This window comes from Micromonospora sp. NBC_00860 (genome assembly GCF_045207375.1).
Lineage (GTDB): Bacteria > Actinomycetota > Actinomycetes > Mycobacteriales > Micromonosporaceae > Micromonospora > Micromonospora vinacea.
In genome coordinates this window covers 3,382,632-3,401,182 of record NZ_CP108825.1, presented here as the reverse complement: position 1 = coordinate 3,401,182, position 18,551 = coordinate 3,382,632, and the positions used below count along the sequence as shown (strand labels likewise).

Sequence of the window (18,551 nt, the reverse complement as noted above, 5' to 3'; positions counted from 1 at the left end):
CCACCCCCATCCGAAGGATCCCGATGTCCACGTTCAGCTGGACACGCGCGCGCCTGCGCGTCGTCCTGTACACCACGACGCTGGGGCTCGCCGCCAGCGTCGTGGCGGGCCCGCTTACGTCATACGTGGCGTACGCGATCGACCCGCCGGAAGCCACCGTCAGGGGCGTCGTGTACGTCGACGCCAACGGCGACGGCGTTCGGAACGACGGCGAGGCCGGTCTGGCCGGCGTCCGCGTCTCCGACGGCGTGGTCGCCACCACGACCGCAGCCGACGGCACCTACTCTCTGACAATCTCGACCGACCGCCGCACGACCGACATCGTGTGGGCCACTCAGCCCCGGGGCTACCAGTTCGGCCTTGACGAGTTCAAGGAGCCCAGGTTCTGGGCCAACCTCGGGCAGCTCGTCGATGGCGCGACGCCCGCGGCGGACTTCGCCCTGAAGCGCGACCGGTTCTCCGACGGGGACAACTTCTCCTGGGCGAACATCGCCGACCCGCACGTCAACGCGCAGCTGCCCGACCAGATTCGCGAGATCAACTCTACGGGTACGGACCTGCGCTTCATCGCGGTCAGTGGTGACCTCACCAACGACGCCAGCCAGGGGCAGTTCGACACGTATCGTCGCGGTACCCAGCAGTCGGGCGTCGGCGTGTGGCCGGCCGTGGGCAACCACGAGTACGCGGGCGGGTCGGAGTACGCGGCCAAGATCGACAACTATCGCAAGAACGTCGGTCCGGAGTGGTACTCGTTCAACTACGGCAACCGGCACTTCGTGGTGCTCGAGAACAACGGCTCGGCGCCGTTCGACGAGGAGCTGAACTGGCTCAAGGACGACCTCGCCGCGAACGTTCCGCTCGACCGCGACCCGCGCAACGACATTGAAGTTGTCGTCCTCACCCACCAGCCGATGAACGTCCCGTTCGGCTCGCCATCGACGTACGACGCCTTTGGTGACGTGCTCGAACAGTACAAGGCACAGCTGATTCTGGTCGGCCACGAGCACTCCAACCACGTCGAGAACAACTCGGCGTTCGCCTCGACCGCCAAGCACATCCAGACCGTGTCGAGCTCCTACACAATCGACAACGCGCCCCGCGGCTTCCGCTACATCCACATGGCCGGTCCGGACTTCGACAACCCGTTCCGGATGTACGGCGAGAATGAGCACCTCACCATCGTCAGCCCCGCGCCCGACTCGAAGGTGCCAGCCGCGAAGTTCCCGGGCATCCAGGTCAACGCCTACGACACCGGCGACGAGGTGGTCTCGGCGCGCTACCGGATCGACGGCGCCAAGAACTGGATGCCGCTGCACCACAGCGGCGAGTTCACCTGGCAGAGCAACCTGCCCAACAGCCTGCAGAAGGTCGGTAAGCACCGCATCGACGTGATGGTGGTCGACGCGGCGGGCAAAACCTGGACCAAATCGGCGGACTTCACCCTCACCCGCGAGCCGGCGCTCAAGCCGGTCGCCGGCGGTGACTGGAACCAGCACCACGGCAACGAGGCCCACTCCGGTGTCGCGCCGGCACAGGAGGCCGGCCGCCGCCTGGCCTGGAGCTTCCGCACCGACGGCACCTTCCTCACCGGGTCGCCGGTCATCCACGACGGCGTCGTCTACGCAGGAACCCGCGACGAGAACGGAGACGGTAACAGCCGGATCCACGCCGTCCAGCTCAAGGACGGCAAGGAGCTGTGGAACTTCGAGGTGCCGCAGTCGATCCACGGCAGCCTCGCCTACGGCGACGGCTTGATCTTCGCGCCGACCCTCGGCTCGGAGCTCTACGCCGTCGACGCGAGGACCGGCAAGCTGCGCTGGAAGGCCCTGCCCGAGCAGGCACCGGCCCCGAACAACCAGCGCACCTACGGCTACTACTCGCCGGCCGTCTCCGGCCACACCGTGCTCTGGCCCTACCAGACCCGCTTCGGCATCGGCAGCCAGGGCGTCCTCAAGGCGCTCGACACCCGCACCGGGCGGCAGATCTGGGCCTCCCCGATGTCCGGCGCGACCATGAGCGACGGTACGCCCGCCGTCATGGACGGCACCGTGTACGTCGGCAACGAGACCGCCGACCGCGTGCTCGCCTACGACCTGGCCACCGGTGCCCGCAAGTGGACCGGAACCGAGTCGCTCGGCAGCTGGCAGGACGGCGTACCGACCGCGGCCGAGGGAAAGGTCTTCATCGGCGCCAACAACGGCATCGCCGCCCGTGACGCCAAGACCGGCGCGACGCTGTGGACCTACCGGAGCTCGCGCTCCTCGCTCGTCTCGAGCGGCTCGACCCCGAGCGCCGCGGCCGTCAAGGACGGCGTCGTCTACATGGGCTTCCCGAGCGGCGCCGTCGTCGCCCTCGACGCCCAGAACGGCAACGTTCTCTGGGAGCGGGCGCTGCCCGGCGACATCTACCACGGTGGCGTCATGTCCAGCCCGGTCGTGGCTGGCGACACGCTCTTCGTCGGCGCCAACAACGGCAGGTTCTACGCCCTGGCCACCGACACCGGCCAGATCCTGTGGAGCCACGAAATCGGCACCTGGGTGGGCGCCGGTCCGGCCGTCAGCGGCAACACCGTCGTGACGGGCGCCTGGGACGGCAACCTCTACGCCTACGTGCCGGGCGGCGAGTCCGCGCAGCGCTGGGCGACCGTGACCGGCACGGTCAGCGATCCGGAGACGGGCGCTCCGATCGCCGGCGCGAAGGTCACCGCCGTTGCCACCGGTCAGGACACCGCAGTAACCAGCACTGACGCCCGGGGCCAGTACCGGATCGGTCTGCCGGCGTCGACCTGGACCGTCACGGCGGCCAAGCGCGGCCTGATCGCCGACGACCGCTCGGCGGCCAGCGTCACGGTCCGCACCACCGGCAACGCGACCGCTGACCTCAAGCTGATCAAGGTGATCCACCCGACCGCCGGCACGTCGACGTACGCGCCGGACTACGGCAACGGCAGCACGCGCACGGACGTCGTCACGGGCACGGAGTACTACTACCTGGCCAACAATAAGATCCGTGCCTCCGTGACGCCGTACGCCGCCGGCAACAACGGCATCGGCGGTCTGGGCCAGGGGGCGCTGTCGGACCTCATGCTCAACGACGCCAACGGCGCCGAGACCCTCGACTGGGGCGAGATGCTGCTGCGTCCGAGCCTCACGCCGCCCGACTCGTGGGACCGGCCGAACGACCAGCTCGATCTGCCCGGCCTCGCGGTCGACGGCGCTGCCGTGGTCGGCGACGGTCAGTACCGGGCGAACCCGGCCATCAAGGCGCAGGTCCGCTACGAGACTCTGCCCGACGCTCCGATCGTGAAGATGACGGTCAAGCTGACCAACACCGGCACGACGGGCTACCAAGGCTACTTCAACTACATGATCGACCCCGACAGCTCGGTCGACAACGGCCGGATCCCCGGGTTCAGCGGTACCAACCCGGGTCTGAAGACCTCGGGCTGGACCGGGAACTACGTCTACGTCGGTGCTGACGCAGCCACCACGAACGGCCAGGCCGCCCACGGTCTCGCGTGGGCACTGGACATGCCGACCGCGGTCGGTGCATACGGCTACGTCGAGGGCCTGTACTACGACGCCACGATGGCGCCCGGTGCGACGAAGCAGTTCAGCTTCTACCACCTGACCGACTACGCGACCGCCGGTGGCGACCCCACGCGCAACATCGCGAATTGGGCTGACGAGATCGACCTGCACGACGCAGCTGTCCCGGATGCCGCTCGTGCGTCCGGCACCATCACCGCTGGCGGCGCCGCCGTCTCCGGTGCCCGCGTCGCCCTCGAGCAGGCCGGCACGGTGGTCGCGACCACGAGCACCGACGCCCAGGGCAAGTACCTCGTCAAGGCCCCGACCGGTCAGTACGACGTCCGGGTGTCCAAGCTGGGCTACCAGACAGCCGCCGGCACGGTCACCGTGCCGGCGGTGGGCAGCGGCGTCGCCGACATCGCGCTGAGCCCGGTCACGGTCGAGGCGAGCTACGGCAAGCAGATCGGCTCGGGTCTGGTCGAGGCGGGCTACGGCGACGTCATGCTCGAGAACGACAAGCTCTCGATGGCGATCGCCGACGCCTACAACGACTCGCAGCTCTCCGGTGGCACCCGCGGCAAGCCGGTCGACATCGCGGTCCGCGGCATGGCCGACCAGTTCGACTGGATCAACCTGCCCTACGTCTCGGCGACCCAGCCGACCGGCGATAGCGCGTGGGACAACCGGTCGGTGGCGGCGACCGACGTCCAGATCGTGCAGGCGACCGGCGACAAGGCCGTCGTCCGGGTCTCCGGGCCGGTCAAGGGCATCACGGGTCTGACGGCGACGACGACGTACACGCTGAAGCCGGGCGACAACTTCGCCACGGTCTCGACGGAGCTGAGCAACTCCGGCTCGGCTCCCCTCAGCGTGTGGACCGGCGACGCGATGGACCACGACGCGGCCGGCCAGGCCAGTGTCATCCCGGGTGCCGGCATCGTGACGCCGGGTGCGACGGCGGCGTACTCCCCGAGCAAGCCGTACATCGGCATGACCGGGACCGACCCGCAGGTCTTCGGCCTCGTCTACGGCACACCGGCCAGCGCCTTCGACGTCTACGCCGCGGGCAACTGGGTGATGAGTCGGTTCAACGTCGACGTGCCGGCGGGTGGTTCGTACACCCTCACTCGCAAACTGGTCGTCACCCCGGGCACCGACGCGGTGGGAATCCTCGACGGCGTCCCCGCGCCGTAACGCACACGCACCCCACCACACGGGGCCGGCCCGGAATCCAACCGGGCCGGCCCCGTGCGCCGAGCCGACGATCCTGGCGGCATGTCCTGGCGGTGGACGGGTCGGTCCGTTAGGCAGCCCATACGCTGTCAGGGCTGGACGCGGTAGTACCGGCATCGGAGGTGATCACGTTGTACCCCTGCGAGCTCGTCAACGGCCCGCAACGGCACAACGAGTCGTGCCGTCCTCGCGGTCTCCGTCCATCCACGCAGCACGGCGAGCCAATCGATGCGGTCAGGCCGCTGCCAGGTGTGGAAGACGTTCGTGTCGGGGAAGAACGGCAGGCCGGGCTGGGCGGCGAGCTTCGTCAGGGCGTCGAGCTCGGCGCGTGCCAGGTCGAGCTCGCGGATCACGTCGCAGATGACCCAGCGGTACGCCGAGGTGGTCCTTGCCGCCCTGGAAGCGGCGGACGCCACGCTGGCCGCCGCCCGCGGGGGGCGGCCGGAGCTGCCGAGATGAGTGCGTCCCAGTGGGAGCGGGCTGCACATCGTCGCTATGGTCGGTGTCGTGGAAACACTGGGCCGACTTGCCGGAGTCACGGTCGACTGCCGGGATCCGCAGCGACTGGCTGACTTCTGGTCCGTGGTGCTTGGAGGACGCGTGACGGAGTCTCTTCCCGGCTGGCGGCGCGTCACTGTCGCCGGGGGCGGCCCGGTGCTGACATTCCAGCCGGTCCCGGAGCCCAAGGCCGGCAAGACGCGACTACACCTCGACATCGCCGTTACCGACGTTGACGAAGCGGTCGATCGGATCGGGATGTTGGGCGGGCGGTGGACAGGTGAACGGCATGACTACCAAGAGGGCGCAGTCCTCGTCATGACCGACCCGGAGGACAACGAGTTCTGCGTCGTGCAGTACTACCGGGTGTGATCTGGTTAGGCTTTCGACCGAGCATCCGAGACCTGCTGATGGCGTCGTACGCACCGTCGTCGTTGCACACTGATCACAAGCGGCCGCGAGAGCGTGGAGCCGTCGACACACTCTTCTGCCGCTGTCTGCGCGCTGCAGGCTTGTCTCGACGGTCGACGAACGCTCTGCCGCGACACGTATCCAGGATGCATCGCGTGTCGTCGTCCCGCATGTTCGGTATCAGCTTCTACGGCGTCTTGGGCTGCCGAACGCAGTCCATCGGAGATGGAATCCCCTCCTCGTCGAGCGCGAGCCATTTGGGCAACGGCGAGGTGGAGCCTTTACACGGGACCTGGCTCAGAGGAGACGAGGACGTCTGGGCGCGGACGGCGACGGCATGGACGGCGTGTTGCGCTGACGTCCAGGGCGCCCGGATGTGGGAGCCGTCGATCACCGCCCTCGACATGTCCAGCTGATCGGTGGCCCGCAGCCTGCCGAGCAGGATCTCGTGCAGTCGTTGCCATGCGCCGGCGTCGTTCCAGCCCCGCAACCTGCGCCAGCAGGTCTTCCCAAAGCCGAACCCCAACTCCTGGGGCAGGAACCTTCACGGAATCGCGGTGTGAAGCATGAACAGGATTCCGCACAACACTCTGCGGTCGTCGAGGCGCTCACGCCCGGGGAACCGGTGCCGGCGTGGTGGTCGGGGTGGCAACAGTGGTTCGATCTCGGCCCAGAGTTCGTCCGAGACGATCCACGGCGGCTGCTCACCCCTCCTCACGTTCAGACAGAACGATCCTCGTGTCCCGAGGGCACGCCCAACATCGATTCGTTAGGGGTTCTTGGTGTTGGTGTCGATGGTGTAGACCACGTCTGGCCCGACGTCATGGCGGGTGATGCCGGGTACGTCGGGGATGTCAAGCAGTGGTTCGTAGGGGGTGCCTTGGACCCGGTTGCGCAGCAGGACGACGCTGCGGATGCCGAGTTGGTGCAACCGATCCAAGGCCGGCTCGCTGGGGAAGGTCGTCATAACGTCGCGGATCGCCTGACGGTTGGGTGTGGTGTAGCTGGCCGCACCGTTGACCATGGCGGGAAAACCGTCGGTCGACCAAAGCAGGACGTTGAGGTCACTGCCGTCGTCCGACGGCAATACCATGATCGGAGCGTGCGCGGAGGCTAGCGCCATCGCGGCCGGTTTGGCTGGGGTTTGAGGGTGGTTCAGGTCAGGCAGGCCCTCAGCTAGCACGAGGACCAGCAACGGAACGGTCAGTAGCCGTGCCGCTCCCACCGACCATTCCGGCTTGGCGCCCCTGCGAGCCACCTCGGCCAGGTGGGTAACCAGGCCGGCCGCGAGGATGGCCAGGCAGAGAGTGGGCCACAAGATCAACCGGCCTGGTGTACGGGATCCATCGAACCCGGGCACGTAAAGATAGAGCAGGCGGTAGATCGGCCCGTTCGTGCCCAGAGCGAACAACACTCCGACGACCGCCCCAAACAGCAGCAGAAACCGTTGCACCGGTGACCAGCGGGATAGGAACAGGCCGGCGAAGGCCAGTAGATACAGTGCATACCCGCATAGCAGCACTTTCTCAGTCGGTACGCCACCAAGAGCGGTGCGGGCGTCGTTGTGCAGGGTGCCCCAGGGCAGCGAGGACTGCGGCGCCACGAGAAGTCCGCGCAGTGTCGGGGAGAAGTGCGCAACGTAGTCCCAGTCCCGGGTGACAGCTGGGTTGAGCTCGCGCACGTGTTGGTACGCGTACGCGAAGTATCCGGTCACCGCGGTGAAGACCAGCCCGCCGATCAGATCACCGACGATCAGCCGGCGGCCAAGGCGTGGGCGGTGGATCAGCCAGGCTGTCAGTGTGATCAGGCAGAGGGCGGCGAGGACGTATACGAATCCCAGCCCCACGCCGAAGCCTAGGCTGACCTGCCAGGCCGCGACCAGCCAGCCAGCGAACGCCCATCCCGGCCGGACTCGTTCGGCAAGGTAGCCGCGGGTGAGCGAGAGTCCGTGACCGCGCGCCAGCATCGCCAGGGCCAGAGTGATACCACCGGTGGAGAGAATATTCAAATGGCCGTCGTGGCCGTAGCGCCAGGGCGCGTAGGCGAGGGCGGCCCCGGCTACCGCGGCGGCGACCTTGTTCGCGCCAAGTTGGCGCAGGAGCGCGTAGCCGCCGAGGAAGGCGAGCGCGAAAGCCAGCACGAACAGGATGTTGTAGCGCAGTACGGCGCCGACTACACCGCTGCCTATCAGCCCTGCCGGGGCATAGCCGAGCAGGCTGTCGTTCAGGGCTAGGCCGTACTTGTCGGGATAAAAAGCGTTGGTATCCCACAGGCCACGCAGACCGTGGGTGAGAGCGTGGCCACCCCATCCCACCAGCCATGCTTGGGCCGTCGGGTCACCCGCGTCACCGACGATGGTGTGGGCCGGGTCGGCGATCGGCACAGTCCTGGCGCCGGCAGTCATCACGCGAATCGCGTACGGCGGAATCAGCCAGATCATCGCGACAGCGAGGAGCACCGAACCGAGGCTCGCGATGCTCAATTCCCGCCGATGGGCCCCACGCGTCAGCCAATCCCTCGTGCCTGAACTGGCACGCGCGAGTCGGCCATTTTTCCCAAGCTCGCTGAGAGTGACGGCTGATGTGGGGCCTCCTGCCGGTGGCTCTACCTGCGTCATCACATTGACCCTCACTGTTGAACCGCCGCAGTAAATCATGAGCAGGGCGGCGCATAGAGTCAAGGCATCGATCAATGTCGTCTCGGTAGCCGGGCCTTACGCTGTCTATCAAAGGCGCCTTGTCACGCAGGAGTCGCGATCGGTGCAGCGGCGAATTTTGCCGCTGTCGGAACAGGGCACGCCAGGGTTGCTGCAGGCCCTCGCCCGGGTTCCGGACCCACGGGACGCCGGGCGGCCGGATCCATCCGCTGCCGGGACTGCTCGCGATCGCGGCGGTGGTTTCGGGAATCGAGCCGCGTCGTGGAGATCGTCGATTGGGCCGCCGACCTGCCGGAGCGGCGTGGGAGCGTCTCGGTGCAACCCGCGACGCGTTCACCGGTGTCCGGCGGGTGCCTGACGACAGCACCCTGGCCCGCAAGGGGGCCGCGCCGGCTGCGCTGGGCCTGCTGGCGGCGCAAGCGCCGGTATCGGCCGGCGCGCCGGCCGGTACTGACAGTCGCGCCAAGTGCCAGAACATGCCTCGGGCGGGGATCTTCGACGGAGATGGGCTTTAGGCGCTTCGGTCGCCCGCGCCTAAGCTTCTGCCGTGACAGAGCCAGATCCGCCATTACGGTACCTGAGCGCGAACGAGGCCGGCGTCCTGGAAGCACTTCTCCGCCACAACTTCGCAGGTGTTGAGGAGCTCCGCGTACAAGCGCGAGACGTCATGGCCCGCCCCGGATGCGGATGTGGATGCGGGACCATCCACCTCTTCCCACAAGGCGAGAACCTTCCCGCCTCACCGGCACAGACTCCGGTCCGCGTGCAAGGACAGTTTCCCGATCAAGAAGGGCAGTGGTTCGGAGGCATCTTGCTTTTCCTTGCCAGCGGGCAGCTCGCGGAGCCGGAGGTCCACTCGTTCGGTGACCCGTTGCCCATGCCAGCGTCCGATCAGGTGCTCTGGTACCTGAGAACCGGCGAAAGCACCTGTACTCCACTGCCCGACCAGCCGGAGCGAGGGCCGGCAGGAGATCTGTGATCCGAGAGGCGCGTACAGCAGGCGACCGCAGGGGGCAGGGCGTGCCCGCTCCGTGCCCGATGGGACGGGAGCCGAGGGTCAGCGGCGCTCAGCTCCTGGACGTGACAGCCAGCGTGGCGACGCAGGTCAAGCCAAGCCGCTGCCGAGCGGTTTCCGCCCGTGTCCACACTTTCAAAGTTTGTCTTGGTACCCGTATGAGCTGACCAGATGCACGAAGCTAGCCGACAGCACGGTGAGCACGCGCGTCCTCTATGGCGCCTTCAAGTTCCGTCCGCCGTTTCTGCATGCTCCGCGGCCTGCGTGGCGGCACTGCCGCAGGCGTACCCCGGCTACCTCCCGACGCCGCACACCGGCGGCCCGGACATTGTTCAGCCGGCCGCCAGGCGATGAGACTGCTATCACGAGACCACCCGCAACTGTCGATTACCGTGCACTCGACAATGCGCGGGTCACCGCTGCTCATGGCCGCATGGTCGTCGACCGGGGGTCGAAGCACGTACGTCAGGCGCTGATCGGCGGAAGCTGTCCGTGGGGGAGATCGGGCGGGCTGTTCAGCTCCGCCAGGAGGGCGTCCACCGCGGGCCGTTGCGGCGTGCCGCCGAGGGCACGGGTGACCGCGAAGATGCGTCGCTCGGTGGTCGGCGCGACCAGTGGCTCTACGTGCACCCCGGGTGGCACGTGGCGTAGCGCCAGCTCCGGCACGAGCGCGGCGCCCAGCCCGGCCGCGACGAGGTCCAGCGTGAGCGCGAAGTCGACGGCACGGTGCCGGATGTCCGGCTCGAAGCCGGCGAGCCGGCAAGCGTGCAATGTGGACCGAAGGCACGGCGTGTGTTCGGCGCTGGCGATCCATGGCACGTCACGCAGCTCGCTCAGCCGGCCGGTGCGACGGCGCCATTCAGCCGGGGTGATCAGGTGCATCGGGTCGGTGGTGACCGGATGTCGGTCCAGGTCGTCGACCAGTGGCACGGGCACGTGGTCGTACTCCTGCAGCACCGCTACGTCGAGGGTGCCGGAGCGCAGGTCGAGGCGGCTCTGCTGGTCTTCGGCCTCGATCACCCGCACGTCCAGCTCCGGGTGTTTCGCCCGCAGGCGGGCGGCAGCGGGTGCCACCAGCGCGCCGGCTGCGGACGCGAACGCGCCGACCCGCACCGTACCGCTGATGCCGTGGCGGAGCGCGGCGAGTCCGGCTACCGCCTGCTCCACCGCGCCCAGCACGTCCTTCGCGTGGCTGGCCAGAACCTGGCCGGCCGGGGTGAGGACGATCCCGCGCCCGGCCCGCTCGACAAGCTCGTGCCCGGCCTCTCGGGACAGCTGGACGAGCTGCTGGGAGACCGCCGACGGAGTGACGTGCAGCGCTGCGGCAGCGGCGGTGACGCTGCCACGCAGCGCGACCTCGTGCAGCACGCGGAGCCGGCGTACGTCAAGATTCATGTAGCCACGCTACAGCAGCAATGAAGAACGTTGAACTGGTCCTTAAGCGTTGCCTCGGGCAGCGTAGCCGGCATGAAAGCATCACACCGACTTCTCGCCCTGCTCGTCGCCGCTATCTGGGGCGTCAACTTCGTCGCCATCGAGCTGGGCCTGCGCGACCTGCCGCCGCTCGTGCTGACCGCGCTGCGCTTCATCGCGGCGGCGGTGCCGCTGGTCTTCCTGGTGCCGCGCCCCAGCGCCCGGCTCCGCTACGTGGTCGCCTACGGCCTGGTGCTCGGCGTCCTGAAGTTCGGCGCGCTGTTCACGGCGCTCGCGGCTGGCATGTCGGCCGGAATGGCCTCGCTGGTGCTGCAGGCACAGGCCCTGATGTCGGTGCTGCTGGCGGCGGCGGTGCTGGGCGAGCGGCCGGCGCGGGCGCAGGTGGCCGGCGTGCTGGTCGGATCGGTCGGGATCGGCTTGCTGGCGATCGGCAGCGGCGGCCACGCCACGGTGATCGGTTTCGTGCTGACGCTGTTCGCGGCGGCCAGCTGGGCCACGGCGAACCTGGTCATGCGGGCCAGCGGCGAGACGCGACCGCTCTCGCTGCTGGTCTGGTCGAGCCTGGTGCCGCCGTTGCCGCTGCTCGGGCTGGCCGGCGTTGTCGACGGGGGACAGGCGGTGCTGGATGCGATCACCGGCCTGTCGTGGCGGGGGCTACTCGCCGTGATGTACATCGCGTACGTGTCGACCCTCGTCGGCTTCGGGATCTGGAACCGGCTGATCGCCCAGTATTCGGTCGCGCGGGTGGCGCCGTTCAGCCTCCTGGTGCCGGTCTTCGGGCTCAGCGCGGCGTGGCTACTGCTCGACGAGCCCGTCGGCGCGACCGAGCTTGCCGCGGCCGCCATCATCCTCGCCGGGCTGGCGCTGGTGGTCCGGCGCTCCACAGCGGACGGCAAGAACACCACGGCCGCGAGCGAGGGCCGCAAGCCCCGAGTACGTCCCGGCCGCGGCCGTCTAATCCGCAGCTACGACACCTCCGCGCGCTGATCGGGATCCCGATGCCGGCTCACCGACCGCCGGCATCAACGCGCACGTTCGTCGTCGTCACGGCGGACTATGGAACGCCGCGCGGTCCGGGCGACCCTGCGTAATCCGATCGTGGAACTCCATACCGGCTGTTAGCGTCGCGGCATGTTCGCCACCGACCGGGTCCGACTGCGTCCGCCCACGCCCGACGACGCGCCGAACATGTTCCTTCTGTACGGTGATCCCGAGCTGCACCTGATCACAGACGGCGAGCCATTCCTGCCGCGTCACGTCGGCCAAGTTCGGGCCCGGCTGGAGAAGCAGGTCACCGAGCCGCCCGACGGCCAGACGATCGTTTCGCTGCTGGCCGAAACCGTGGCCGACGGCGTTTTCCTCGGTGGCGGCACGTTGTGGGGGATCAACGCGTTCAATCAGTACGCCCACCTCGGCATCTCCCTGCTGCCCGAGGCGCGCGGCCAGGGGTATGGGACCGAGGTGATCCGGCTGCTCTGCCGGTACGGCTTCCGCAACCGCAACCTACGCCGCCTGGAATTGGAGACGCTGGCCAGCAATACGGCCATGCGGCGGACCGCGGAGACGTGCGGCTTCACGCACGAAGGCACCCAGCGGGAGCGCGAGTACGACGGCGACGGCTTCGTGGACATGGTGATCTACGGTCTGCTCCGGCGAGACTGGACGCCGTAGCCGGCCGGTTCGGCGTCTCTCCCGATGCCGGAAAGCCTCGCGGTCGGCATCGCGCTGGTGCCACGTCGAGCAAGGCGAAGGGTTTCCGGCCCGATGTATACGGATCGGCCGGTGGTCGTGCGCACAGGCAGACGACGAGCCGTCCCCTTCGGTGCTCGGTGCCCCGAGGTGCAGGCGTCCGGATCTGTCGAAGACAGTGCGTCGGAGAGTGCCAACAAGCCCTGCCCTGCTCCACTGCGAGTTGATCGCGGGCGGGGGCACGGTGCGCTACTACTGCCGATGAGTCGGGTGCGCGAGCAGTCGTCGGCGGCCCGATGCAGGCGCGGCTGATCATTTGCGAGGTGCTGGCAGCACCGACACTTCGGGTGGGTATGCGTCGTCGCGCAGGTCGAGGGCGGTCAGCACTACCGACGCCAGCGTCTCTGGCCGGATGCAGTCGGCTGCATCGAACGGCCGGCCGAACTGTCCCCGGACCTTGCGTAGCAACTCGGTCGCCGTACCGCCGGGGTAGACGGGCCCTCGCACCCCAACGTCGAACGGGGGCTCAGGGACCGACACGACCGCGGAGGAATCTCTCGCCGATTCATCGATTCCGCCGGCCGGCGAGTCCGCCCGGCATGGATCGCATGGACGACACAACAGGAACGGCGCCGGCGAAGCTCGGTACCTTCGCGTGATGCCAGCTCCCAGGCCACGGCGCAGGCGACGCCGAGCCGGATCCACGGCTCAGGCGGGCGGCGACGCCCCCAGGACGATGCACGTCCACGCCGCCGGCGACGTGTACGTCGACAGCAGCATCAGCAACAGGAGCAGCGTCAGCAGCAGTACCGTCAGCTACGGCCCGGATCGGACGAGCGTGGCCGACGACCTGATGCCGGCCGTACTGACGGCGCTCCCGCTGCTGCTGGTGCTGCTCCTGCTGTCGTTGACCGGTCAGCACGTCCTCCTCCGTTCGATCGTGCAGGAGGGGAACCCGCTCGGCCTGATGGCGCTGCTGCTGCCGCTGTTCCTGCCGACCATCGCGGCGTCGCTCGTCTACCTCGCCCGGCAACGCGGCTGGCTGGGCTGGACCCTCCGTGCCACCAACTGGGCGGCGGCCGGCCTCGCCGCCGGCTTCGCGATCTTCGTTCCGTTGAACTACCTGCTGTTGCAGCTCATCGCCTTCCTGGTGAGTCTCGGGTGGATCTGGGCCCGGCGCCGGCTGGCGCCGCATCGCCGGGGCATCGCGATCGTCGCGGCCATCGTGCTCGCGGCTCTGGTCGTCGAGGAAGGGCTAGCCGCGTCCGGTTGGCCCCGCTACAGCTTGTCCCGGATCGCCGTCGGGCGTGTGGTGGACGGTCTGACGCGGATGAACCTCGAAGACGCCGGCACGAAGACGGAACGCTCCGTGCTCGTGGTGAGCGTCAACGACGGCTACGCGATCGTCGCCTCGACCGGCTATCCACCCAGGATGGAGAGCATGGCCCCGAGCGAGCTGGCAGGCGGCCGGATCTGCCAGCTCAGGCCCCGGGGGATGCAACTCAGTCCCTTCCAGTGGATCGGCAGGGTGGTGTCGGCGAACCGTCGGACGCCCCCGGTCGCGGAGTACTGCGTCGACCCCTAGTGCGGTGTCCACGAACGTTCCCCGGGTGGGCCGGTGGGGTGTTGTGGATCCTCGCCCTTGAGGGCGAGCGACTCCCCACTGGGTGGTGGGGCGGGCCTCCGCTGGCCATCTGATCCTCTCGCCGGCCGGGGTGGGCGGCGGGGGTCACGCCGGGACCGACCGGTGCCGGGGAGGTTCCGGCCGACTCGACGGTGCGTGACCACCCCAGGCAACACAGGATCGGCTGTGGTGGGGGTGGTGGGTCCGCCGCCCGGGATGCGGGTGGCGATGCTGGCCGCCGCGACGAGATCGCGGTGCCCGGAGAATCGGCAGTGTGGGCAGGACAAGGTGCGTCCACGGGGTTTCGGTACCCGCCGCCGGCAGGCGGGACAGGTCGAGGAGGTGCCGCGTTCGTCGACGAGTCGCACGGTGATCCCGGCAAGGGTGGCCTTGTCGGTGAGGACCTGAATCAACCGGCCGATCTGCCACTGCCGCAGCCGCAGGTTGTGCCGCCGCCCCGCCGCAATGTCGAGAACCCCGCGGGGGTCGCCGACGTGCAGCCCGGACGGCGGGATCGGCGTGCGCGGCCAATCACTTCGCCCACGAGTGGAGACGTGCCGGCGGGAACACCGGCGACCTGATGCTGCTGTTGGGCCGGTCCTCCGAGGACATGCCCCGGCACTACGGCGCCAGCGCGGCGGCCGAACGCGCCCAGGTGATCCAGGTGCAACTGGCCATTGGGGAAGGGGCGTAGACGCGGGCAACGCGGCCGGTCGATCCGAGTGCCGGCCTGGCCGACGGCATTGCCCGCGTCGTCGACCGGCGGGCTGGTTCTAGTCACGGCTGGGCTCGGCGTACTGGCTCCGGTGCAGATTCCGGTACGACTTGTCGTAGCGAGATGCATCGGGGTAACCGGCCTACCGCTGATCGGCAGGTCGTGACGCCGGTACGGCCGGTCGTAGTACGGATTAGCGATGTCGCGTAACGGGCGGCCACCCAGCGAACGCTCGCGGCTCTGTCGATTCGAGTGCGTTTCGGAGGTCGGCAGGCGATGGAGGGAGGCCGCGTCACTGCACAGCCGTGGCCGGGGGATGATCGAATGATTCGGGGCAGCGAAAGGCGTACAGCGAGTAGCCGCGCCCAATTTGCACACCGACGATGTCTGGCGACGCGGTCGGGTTCTCCTCGGACGGGCGCCAGCTGCAATGCTTGCCGTTCCAGTCGCCCGAATCCACGGTGAGAATCAAGGTCATCGTGGTGCCGCAGGCAGCACAGTCCATCGGGTACGGATCGGTCAGTGACCAGTTCGCGTACCCGCCGACCTTCCATCCCGGCGCCAGCGACAAGTCGCTCTGGTAGTGGGGACGGCTATCGCCTTGGCCGTCATCCCACTCGTCGAGCCGTTCGCGTAGGTCATCGGGGAGCAGATCGGAGTATTGGTACTCGCGGACCTGCTCGGGATGCACCACGCACGGAACCGGCAGGTACATGTCGCTGATCACCGGCGGCTCGGGAGGAGCTTCGAGTAGCGGGCCGACGGCGGAACTGTCGCGCCAGTAGAGGAAGACGCGAGGGCTGTAGTGCCGGTCCGAGTGGTCCACCGGGCACCACAGCACCTGGAGCAGGTCGGTGCCGTCCGGACCGGCGTAGTCCGGGATATCGCGTCGGTACAGTTGCGCGACCGGGACCAACGGGATGGGGTCCTCGATCAGGTCGTCCAAGTCCAGAGCAACGGCCGCATCGAGCTCGGCACGCTCCTCCACAGTCAAGAAGTCCCCGCCCGGCAACGGCTCCCGGGCTTCTGCTGTCGCGAGGATCTCCCGCCTGCGGTGCAGGGCGGCCAGGGTCGTCAGGCCCCATGGCTCATGTGCCCCGGCGTCGTCGCAGACCGGCCATACCTCGTCGGCCGGCCACAGCAGCGGTCCGCCGACCGAGCTATCCGCAACGGTCGGAGCGCCAGGTCGGGGATGCAGGCGGGTAGCCGTGGTGGAATGTTCCCGCAGTTCGGGGAATAACGCGGTGATGTCCAGGGGACGCGGAGGCGTGGTGCGGACCATAGAAGTGAATCTTATGGCCCTCGTGCTGGTCCTGACTTGCTGAGCAGCTACGGTCCCGGCTCAGCCGGATCGTCGGGATTCCGCTGTATCCGCCATGCGCGAAGTGGTGCAAGTCGCGTGGAGCCCGCCGCCGTGGCCACCGCGTCGCTGATCATGCACCGGTAGACGATGTCGGACAAGCGTCGTTTCAGCGCGCGCATCGCCTCCATCGATGTCTTGCCGGTGGTCTTCTTCGGGTCGACGTAGGCGCGTCCTTCGGTTGGGGTTGCGTGGTTGCACGGTGGCCATGATGTGCAGCACCCGGTTGAGTTGCCGGTTGCCGGCGCGGTAGAGCCGGTGGCGTATCTGCTCGCCGGAGGACGCGCCGCTCTTCGCGGTCGCTCGCTGGGCGTCGCGCAGGCTGACCGTGGGTTGCTCAGAGGCTCACCCAGGTGCCGCAGGCCGCACGGACATGCGAATCGGCGGTGACCCTCCAGGTGAGGGTCACCGCCGATTGCGTGGTCGAACCGGTCAGGCGGCCGAGCAGGCGGTGTCCAGCTCCTTGATGGCAGCTTCAAGGGCCTTCTTGCTGGGCTTGGCGTCGGCGGACTTGTTGTACGCGTCGCTCAGGCCCATCATCTCGTTCTGGATTTTCTCGGAGGCGGCGGTGACTGCCTCGTTGGCGCCCAGCGAGTGCGCCAGGATCGCGACCGAGCCGGCGGCCCATTGGGCGCTGACCGCGAAATGCCCGGCTGGCGGGCCGATTTTCTCGGCCTTGGTGACCTTGGCCGCGTTGTCCTTGATGTCCTTCTTGATGTCGGTGCAGGCCTTCACTGTGGCCGCGTCGCTGGTTGCGGGGGTGGCCGCAGCGCTGGTCGGGGCGGCGCTCGAGGCTGCCGGGGACGGCGAGGTTGCGGTGCTCTCCGATTCGGGCTGCGGATCGCAGCCGGACATCGCGATCACCGCCGCAACGGCCATGCCAGTCAGGACGAGTCGAGTTCGGTTCATCGATGTTTCCCCCATGATCTTCATGTTCGGCGCACGCTACCAGCCCCGGTCGAACGGGTGGGACCAGTTATTTGGCCGACGAGCACCGAGCCCTGGGACTGGAGCTGGACGCGAGGCGCGTCGTGACTGTGGACGATGGGTGCCGCGCAGTGCTCGCAGGTGTCGGTCTGCTGCGGATGCTGGCCCGGCTCCGCCTGCCTGGGAACCACTGGAGATCGGCTGGCGTCCGCTGGCATCGTCGAAGACAGGAAGGTGTCAGAGGCGACCGCGCAGCGCGTCGAAGCCTAGTGAGTGGCCAACGGAGCGAGGACGCGCGCCACTGGTCTCCAGTCGTAACGATGGACAAGTCATGGGGCCCCTTTGTCGTACCTGGGTGACTAATTGAGTGACTGCGCCTCAGCGTCGAAGATCCGGTCCATGGCGACTGCGCCGCCCAGGAGCACCGGCCGTAGTTGGTGCCGATAGACGCTCTCGGTGACCGTCGTGCCGGAGTGGCCGCAGAGGTCCGCGATCTGCTTAAGGCGGCCCTTGGCGGGCCGCACGCGCCGCCGCCTGGGGCGCGCGCCGCCCGACCCAGCAGCGTCCGTACCAGCCGTCAAGGTCTGCTTGACGTGGCGGGCCGGGCGGCGGCCCGCTCCCCAGAGGGCGGGTCGACGGCGACGGGATGGCACGGTGGAATCAGTGCGGCGTTGTGAGAGCGGCCGTCGAAGTTGGGGCACCGCAACTCGCTTGACTGGTGCGGTCCGCCCGCGATTGGGTGGCGCCGTGAGCAAACTGTGGACCGCCCCCGGGGACGACCCCAGGACCTTCGGTCAGCCCGTCGGCGAAAAGGCGACCTACAGGGAATACCTCGGCAACTACCGTCTGACCGTAGAGATGAAGTGCGACGGACTGGACGCCGAGCAACTCGGCCGACGCTCGGTACCGCCCAGCACCCTGAGTCTGCTCGGCCTGGTCCGCCACCTGGCTCAGATGGAGAACGACTGGTTCCAGCGTGTGCTGCAAGGGCGGACCGACGCACCGCGCCTTTACCAGCGTGAGGACGACCCGGATTGGGACTTCGGGGCCGCGGTTTCCGACCCAGCGGTGGTGAAGGACGCCTTCGCAACCTGGAAGGCCGAGATCGCCAAGGCGGACGAATGGCTCGACGCCCTGGAGGAGGCCGACCTGGGCCGCGAGGTGTCGGTCGACGGTAGCCGCCACGCCACGCGCGACGTGCTTGTCCACGTGATCGAGGAGTATGCGCGGCACGCTGGCCACGCCGACCTCCTGCGCGAGTGCATCGACGGGCGAACCGGCCTGTGACCCACCGGGGCGGTGGGTCAGTATAAGGACCGCCCCCAGCATGCAACCACACCGTGAGGAACGGCGGACAGCAGAACCGGGGCGGCCCGGAGCCAGTAAGTGACAGACCGGGTGACGATCACGACGGACACCCGTGGACGACACGGTCAAAGACCTGGGGCTCCACCCCGAA

At 68.4% G+C, this 18,551-nt stretch carries 13 protein-coding genes and 1 pseudogene; 6 read left to right on the top strand and 8 right to left on the bottom strand.

Going from position 1 to position 18,551, the window contains the following annotated elements; genetic code table 11:
* The first annotated feature begins 23 nt into the window (after positions 1-23).
* A complete protein-coding gene (locus OH804_RS15595; RefSeq protein ID WP_406066035.1) occupies positions 24-4,724 on the top strand; it encodes a PQQ-binding-like beta-propeller repeat protein in 4,701 nt (1,566 codons plus the stop codon).
* Positions 4,725-4,852: 128 nt separating this feature from the next.
* Here the strand turns inward: OH804_RS15595 and OH804_RS15590 are convergent, their stop codons facing one another.
* Positions 4,853-5,116, bottom strand: coding sequence for a hypothetical protein (locus OH804_RS15590; protein WP_406066033.1), 264 nt, complete (start codon positions 5,114-5,116; stop codon positions 4,853-4,855).
* Positions 5,117-5,270: 154 nt separating this feature from the next.
* Between OH804_RS15590 and OH804_RS15585 the strand changes: the two genes are divergently transcribed.
* Positions 5,271-5,633: a VOC family protein gene (locus OH804_RS15585; RefSeq protein WP_244200459.1), complete on the top strand. Its 363-nt coding sequence runs from the start codon at positions 5,271-5,273 to the stop codon at positions 5,631-5,633.
* A 583-nt stretch (positions 5,634-6,216) separates the two neighbouring features.
* On the opposite strand, the gene OH804_RS15580 is transcribed toward OH804_RS15585, so the two are convergent.
* From OH804_RS15580 to OH804_RS15570, 3 genes are all read right to left on the bottom strand, one after another.
* Positions 6,217-6,390 carry a transposase gene (locus tag OH804_RS15580; RefSeq protein ID WP_406066031.1) on the bottom strand — a complete coding sequence of 58 codons (174 nt, stop codon included), beginning with the start codon at positions 6,388-6,390 and terminating at the stop codon, positions 6,217-6,219.
* 51 nt (positions 6,391-6,441) lie between these two features.
* Positions 6,442-8,154, bottom strand: a complete 1,713-nt coding sequence (locus OH804_RS15575) for a hypothetical protein (RefSeq protein WP_406066029.1) — start codon at positions 8,152-8,154, stop codon at positions 6,442-6,444.
* Positions 8,155-9,808: 1,654 nt separating this feature from the next.
* The gene (locus OH804_RS15570) at positions 9,809-10,738 is read right to left on the bottom strand and encodes a LysR family transcriptional regulator (RefSeq protein WP_406066027.1); all 930 of its coding nucleotides are present in this window, start codon (positions 10,736-10,738) and stop codon (positions 9,809-9,811) included.
* A gap of 72 nt (positions 10,739-10,810) precedes the next feature.
* On the opposite strand from OH804_RS15570, the gene OH804_RS15565 reads away from it, so the two are divergent.
* The 3 genes from OH804_RS15565 (at position 10,811) to OH804_RS15555 (ending at position 14,051) form a co-directional block, all read left to right on the top strand.
* Positions 10,811-11,764, top strand: coding sequence for an EamA family transporter (locus OH804_RS15565; RefSeq protein WP_406066025.1), 954 nt, complete (start codon positions 10,811-10,813; stop codon positions 11,762-11,764).
* Positions 11,765-11,908: 144 nt separating this feature from the next.
* Positions 11,909-12,448, top strand: coding sequence for a GNAT family N-acetyltransferase (locus OH804_RS15560; RefSeq protein WP_406066023.1), 540 nt, complete (start codon positions 11,909-11,911; stop codon positions 12,446-12,448).
* Positions 12,449-13,124: 676 nt separating this feature from the next.
* On the top strand, positions 13,125-14,051 hold the full coding sequence (locus OH804_RS15555) for a hypothetical protein (RefSeq protein ID WP_196922435.1): 927 nt from the start codon (positions 13,125-13,127) through the stop codon (positions 14,049-14,051).
* Here OH804_RS15555 and OH804_RS15550 read toward each other — a convergent pair.
* The 4 genes and pseudogenes from OH804_RS15550 to OH804_RS15535 form a co-directional block, all read right to left on the bottom strand.
* Positions 14,048-14,503 (bottom strand): transposase, encoded by a 456-nt coding sequence (locus OH804_RS15550; RefSeq protein ID WP_406066021.1) that lies wholly within the window; start codon positions 14,501-14,503, stop codon positions 14,048-14,050. The two genes, OH804_RS15555 and OH804_RS15550, sit on opposite strands and share 4 nt — an antisense overlap.
* A 594-nt stretch (positions 14,504-15,097) precedes the next feature.
* Complete coding sequence (locus OH804_RS15545; protein WP_406066019.1) at positions 15,098-16,087, bottom strand: hypothetical protein; 990 nt, start codon at positions 16,085-16,087, stop codon at positions 15,098-15,100.
* Between the two features lie 510 nt (positions 16,088-16,597).
* A complete protein-coding gene (locus tag OH804_RS15540) occupies positions 16,598-17,098 on the bottom strand; it encodes a hypothetical protein (protein WP_406066017.1) in 501 nt (166 codons plus the stop codon).
* A 353-nt stretch (positions 17,099-17,451) separates the two neighbouring features.
* Positions 17,452-17,595, bottom strand: a pseudogene (locus OH804_RS15535) (site-specific integrase); the annotation flags it as partial.
* Positions 17,596-17,839: 244 nt separating this feature from the next.
* Here OH804_RS15535 and OH804_RS15530 point away from each other — a divergent pair.
* A complete protein-coding gene (locus OH804_RS15530) occupies positions 17,840-18,379 on the top strand; it encodes a DinB family protein (RefSeq protein WP_406066015.1) in 540 nt (179 codons plus the stop codon).
* Positions 18,380-18,551: the final 172 nt, after the last annotated feature.

Coding starts and splice junctions, on each gene's coding strand:
- OH804_RS15595 (WP_406066035.1), top strand. CDS start 24: ATGTCCACGTTCAGCTGGACACGCGCGCGCCTGCGCGTCGTCCTGTAC.
- OH804_RS15565 (WP_406066025.1), top strand. CDS start 10,811: ATGAAAGCATCACACCGACTTCTCGCCCTGCTCGTCGCCGCTATCTGG.
- OH804_RS15555 (WP_196922435.1), top strand. CDS start 13,125: ATGCCAGCTCCCAGGCCACGGCGCAGGCGACGCCGAGCCGGATCCACG.
- OH804_RS15545 (WP_406066019.1), bottom strand. CDS start 16,087: ATGGTCCGCACCACGCCTCCGCGTCCCCTGGACATCACCGCGTTATTC.
- OH804_RS15570 (WP_406066027.1), bottom strand. CDS start 10,738: ATGAATCTTGACGTACGCCGGCTCCGCGTGCTGCACGAGGTCGCGCTG.
- OH804_RS15540 (WP_406066017.1), bottom strand. CDS start 17,098: ATGAAGATCATGGGGGAAACATCGATGAACCGAACTCGACTCGTCCTG.
- OH804_RS15560 (WP_406066023.1), top strand. CDS start 11,909: ATGTTCGCCACCGACCGGGTCCGACTGCGTCCGCCCACGCCCGACGAC.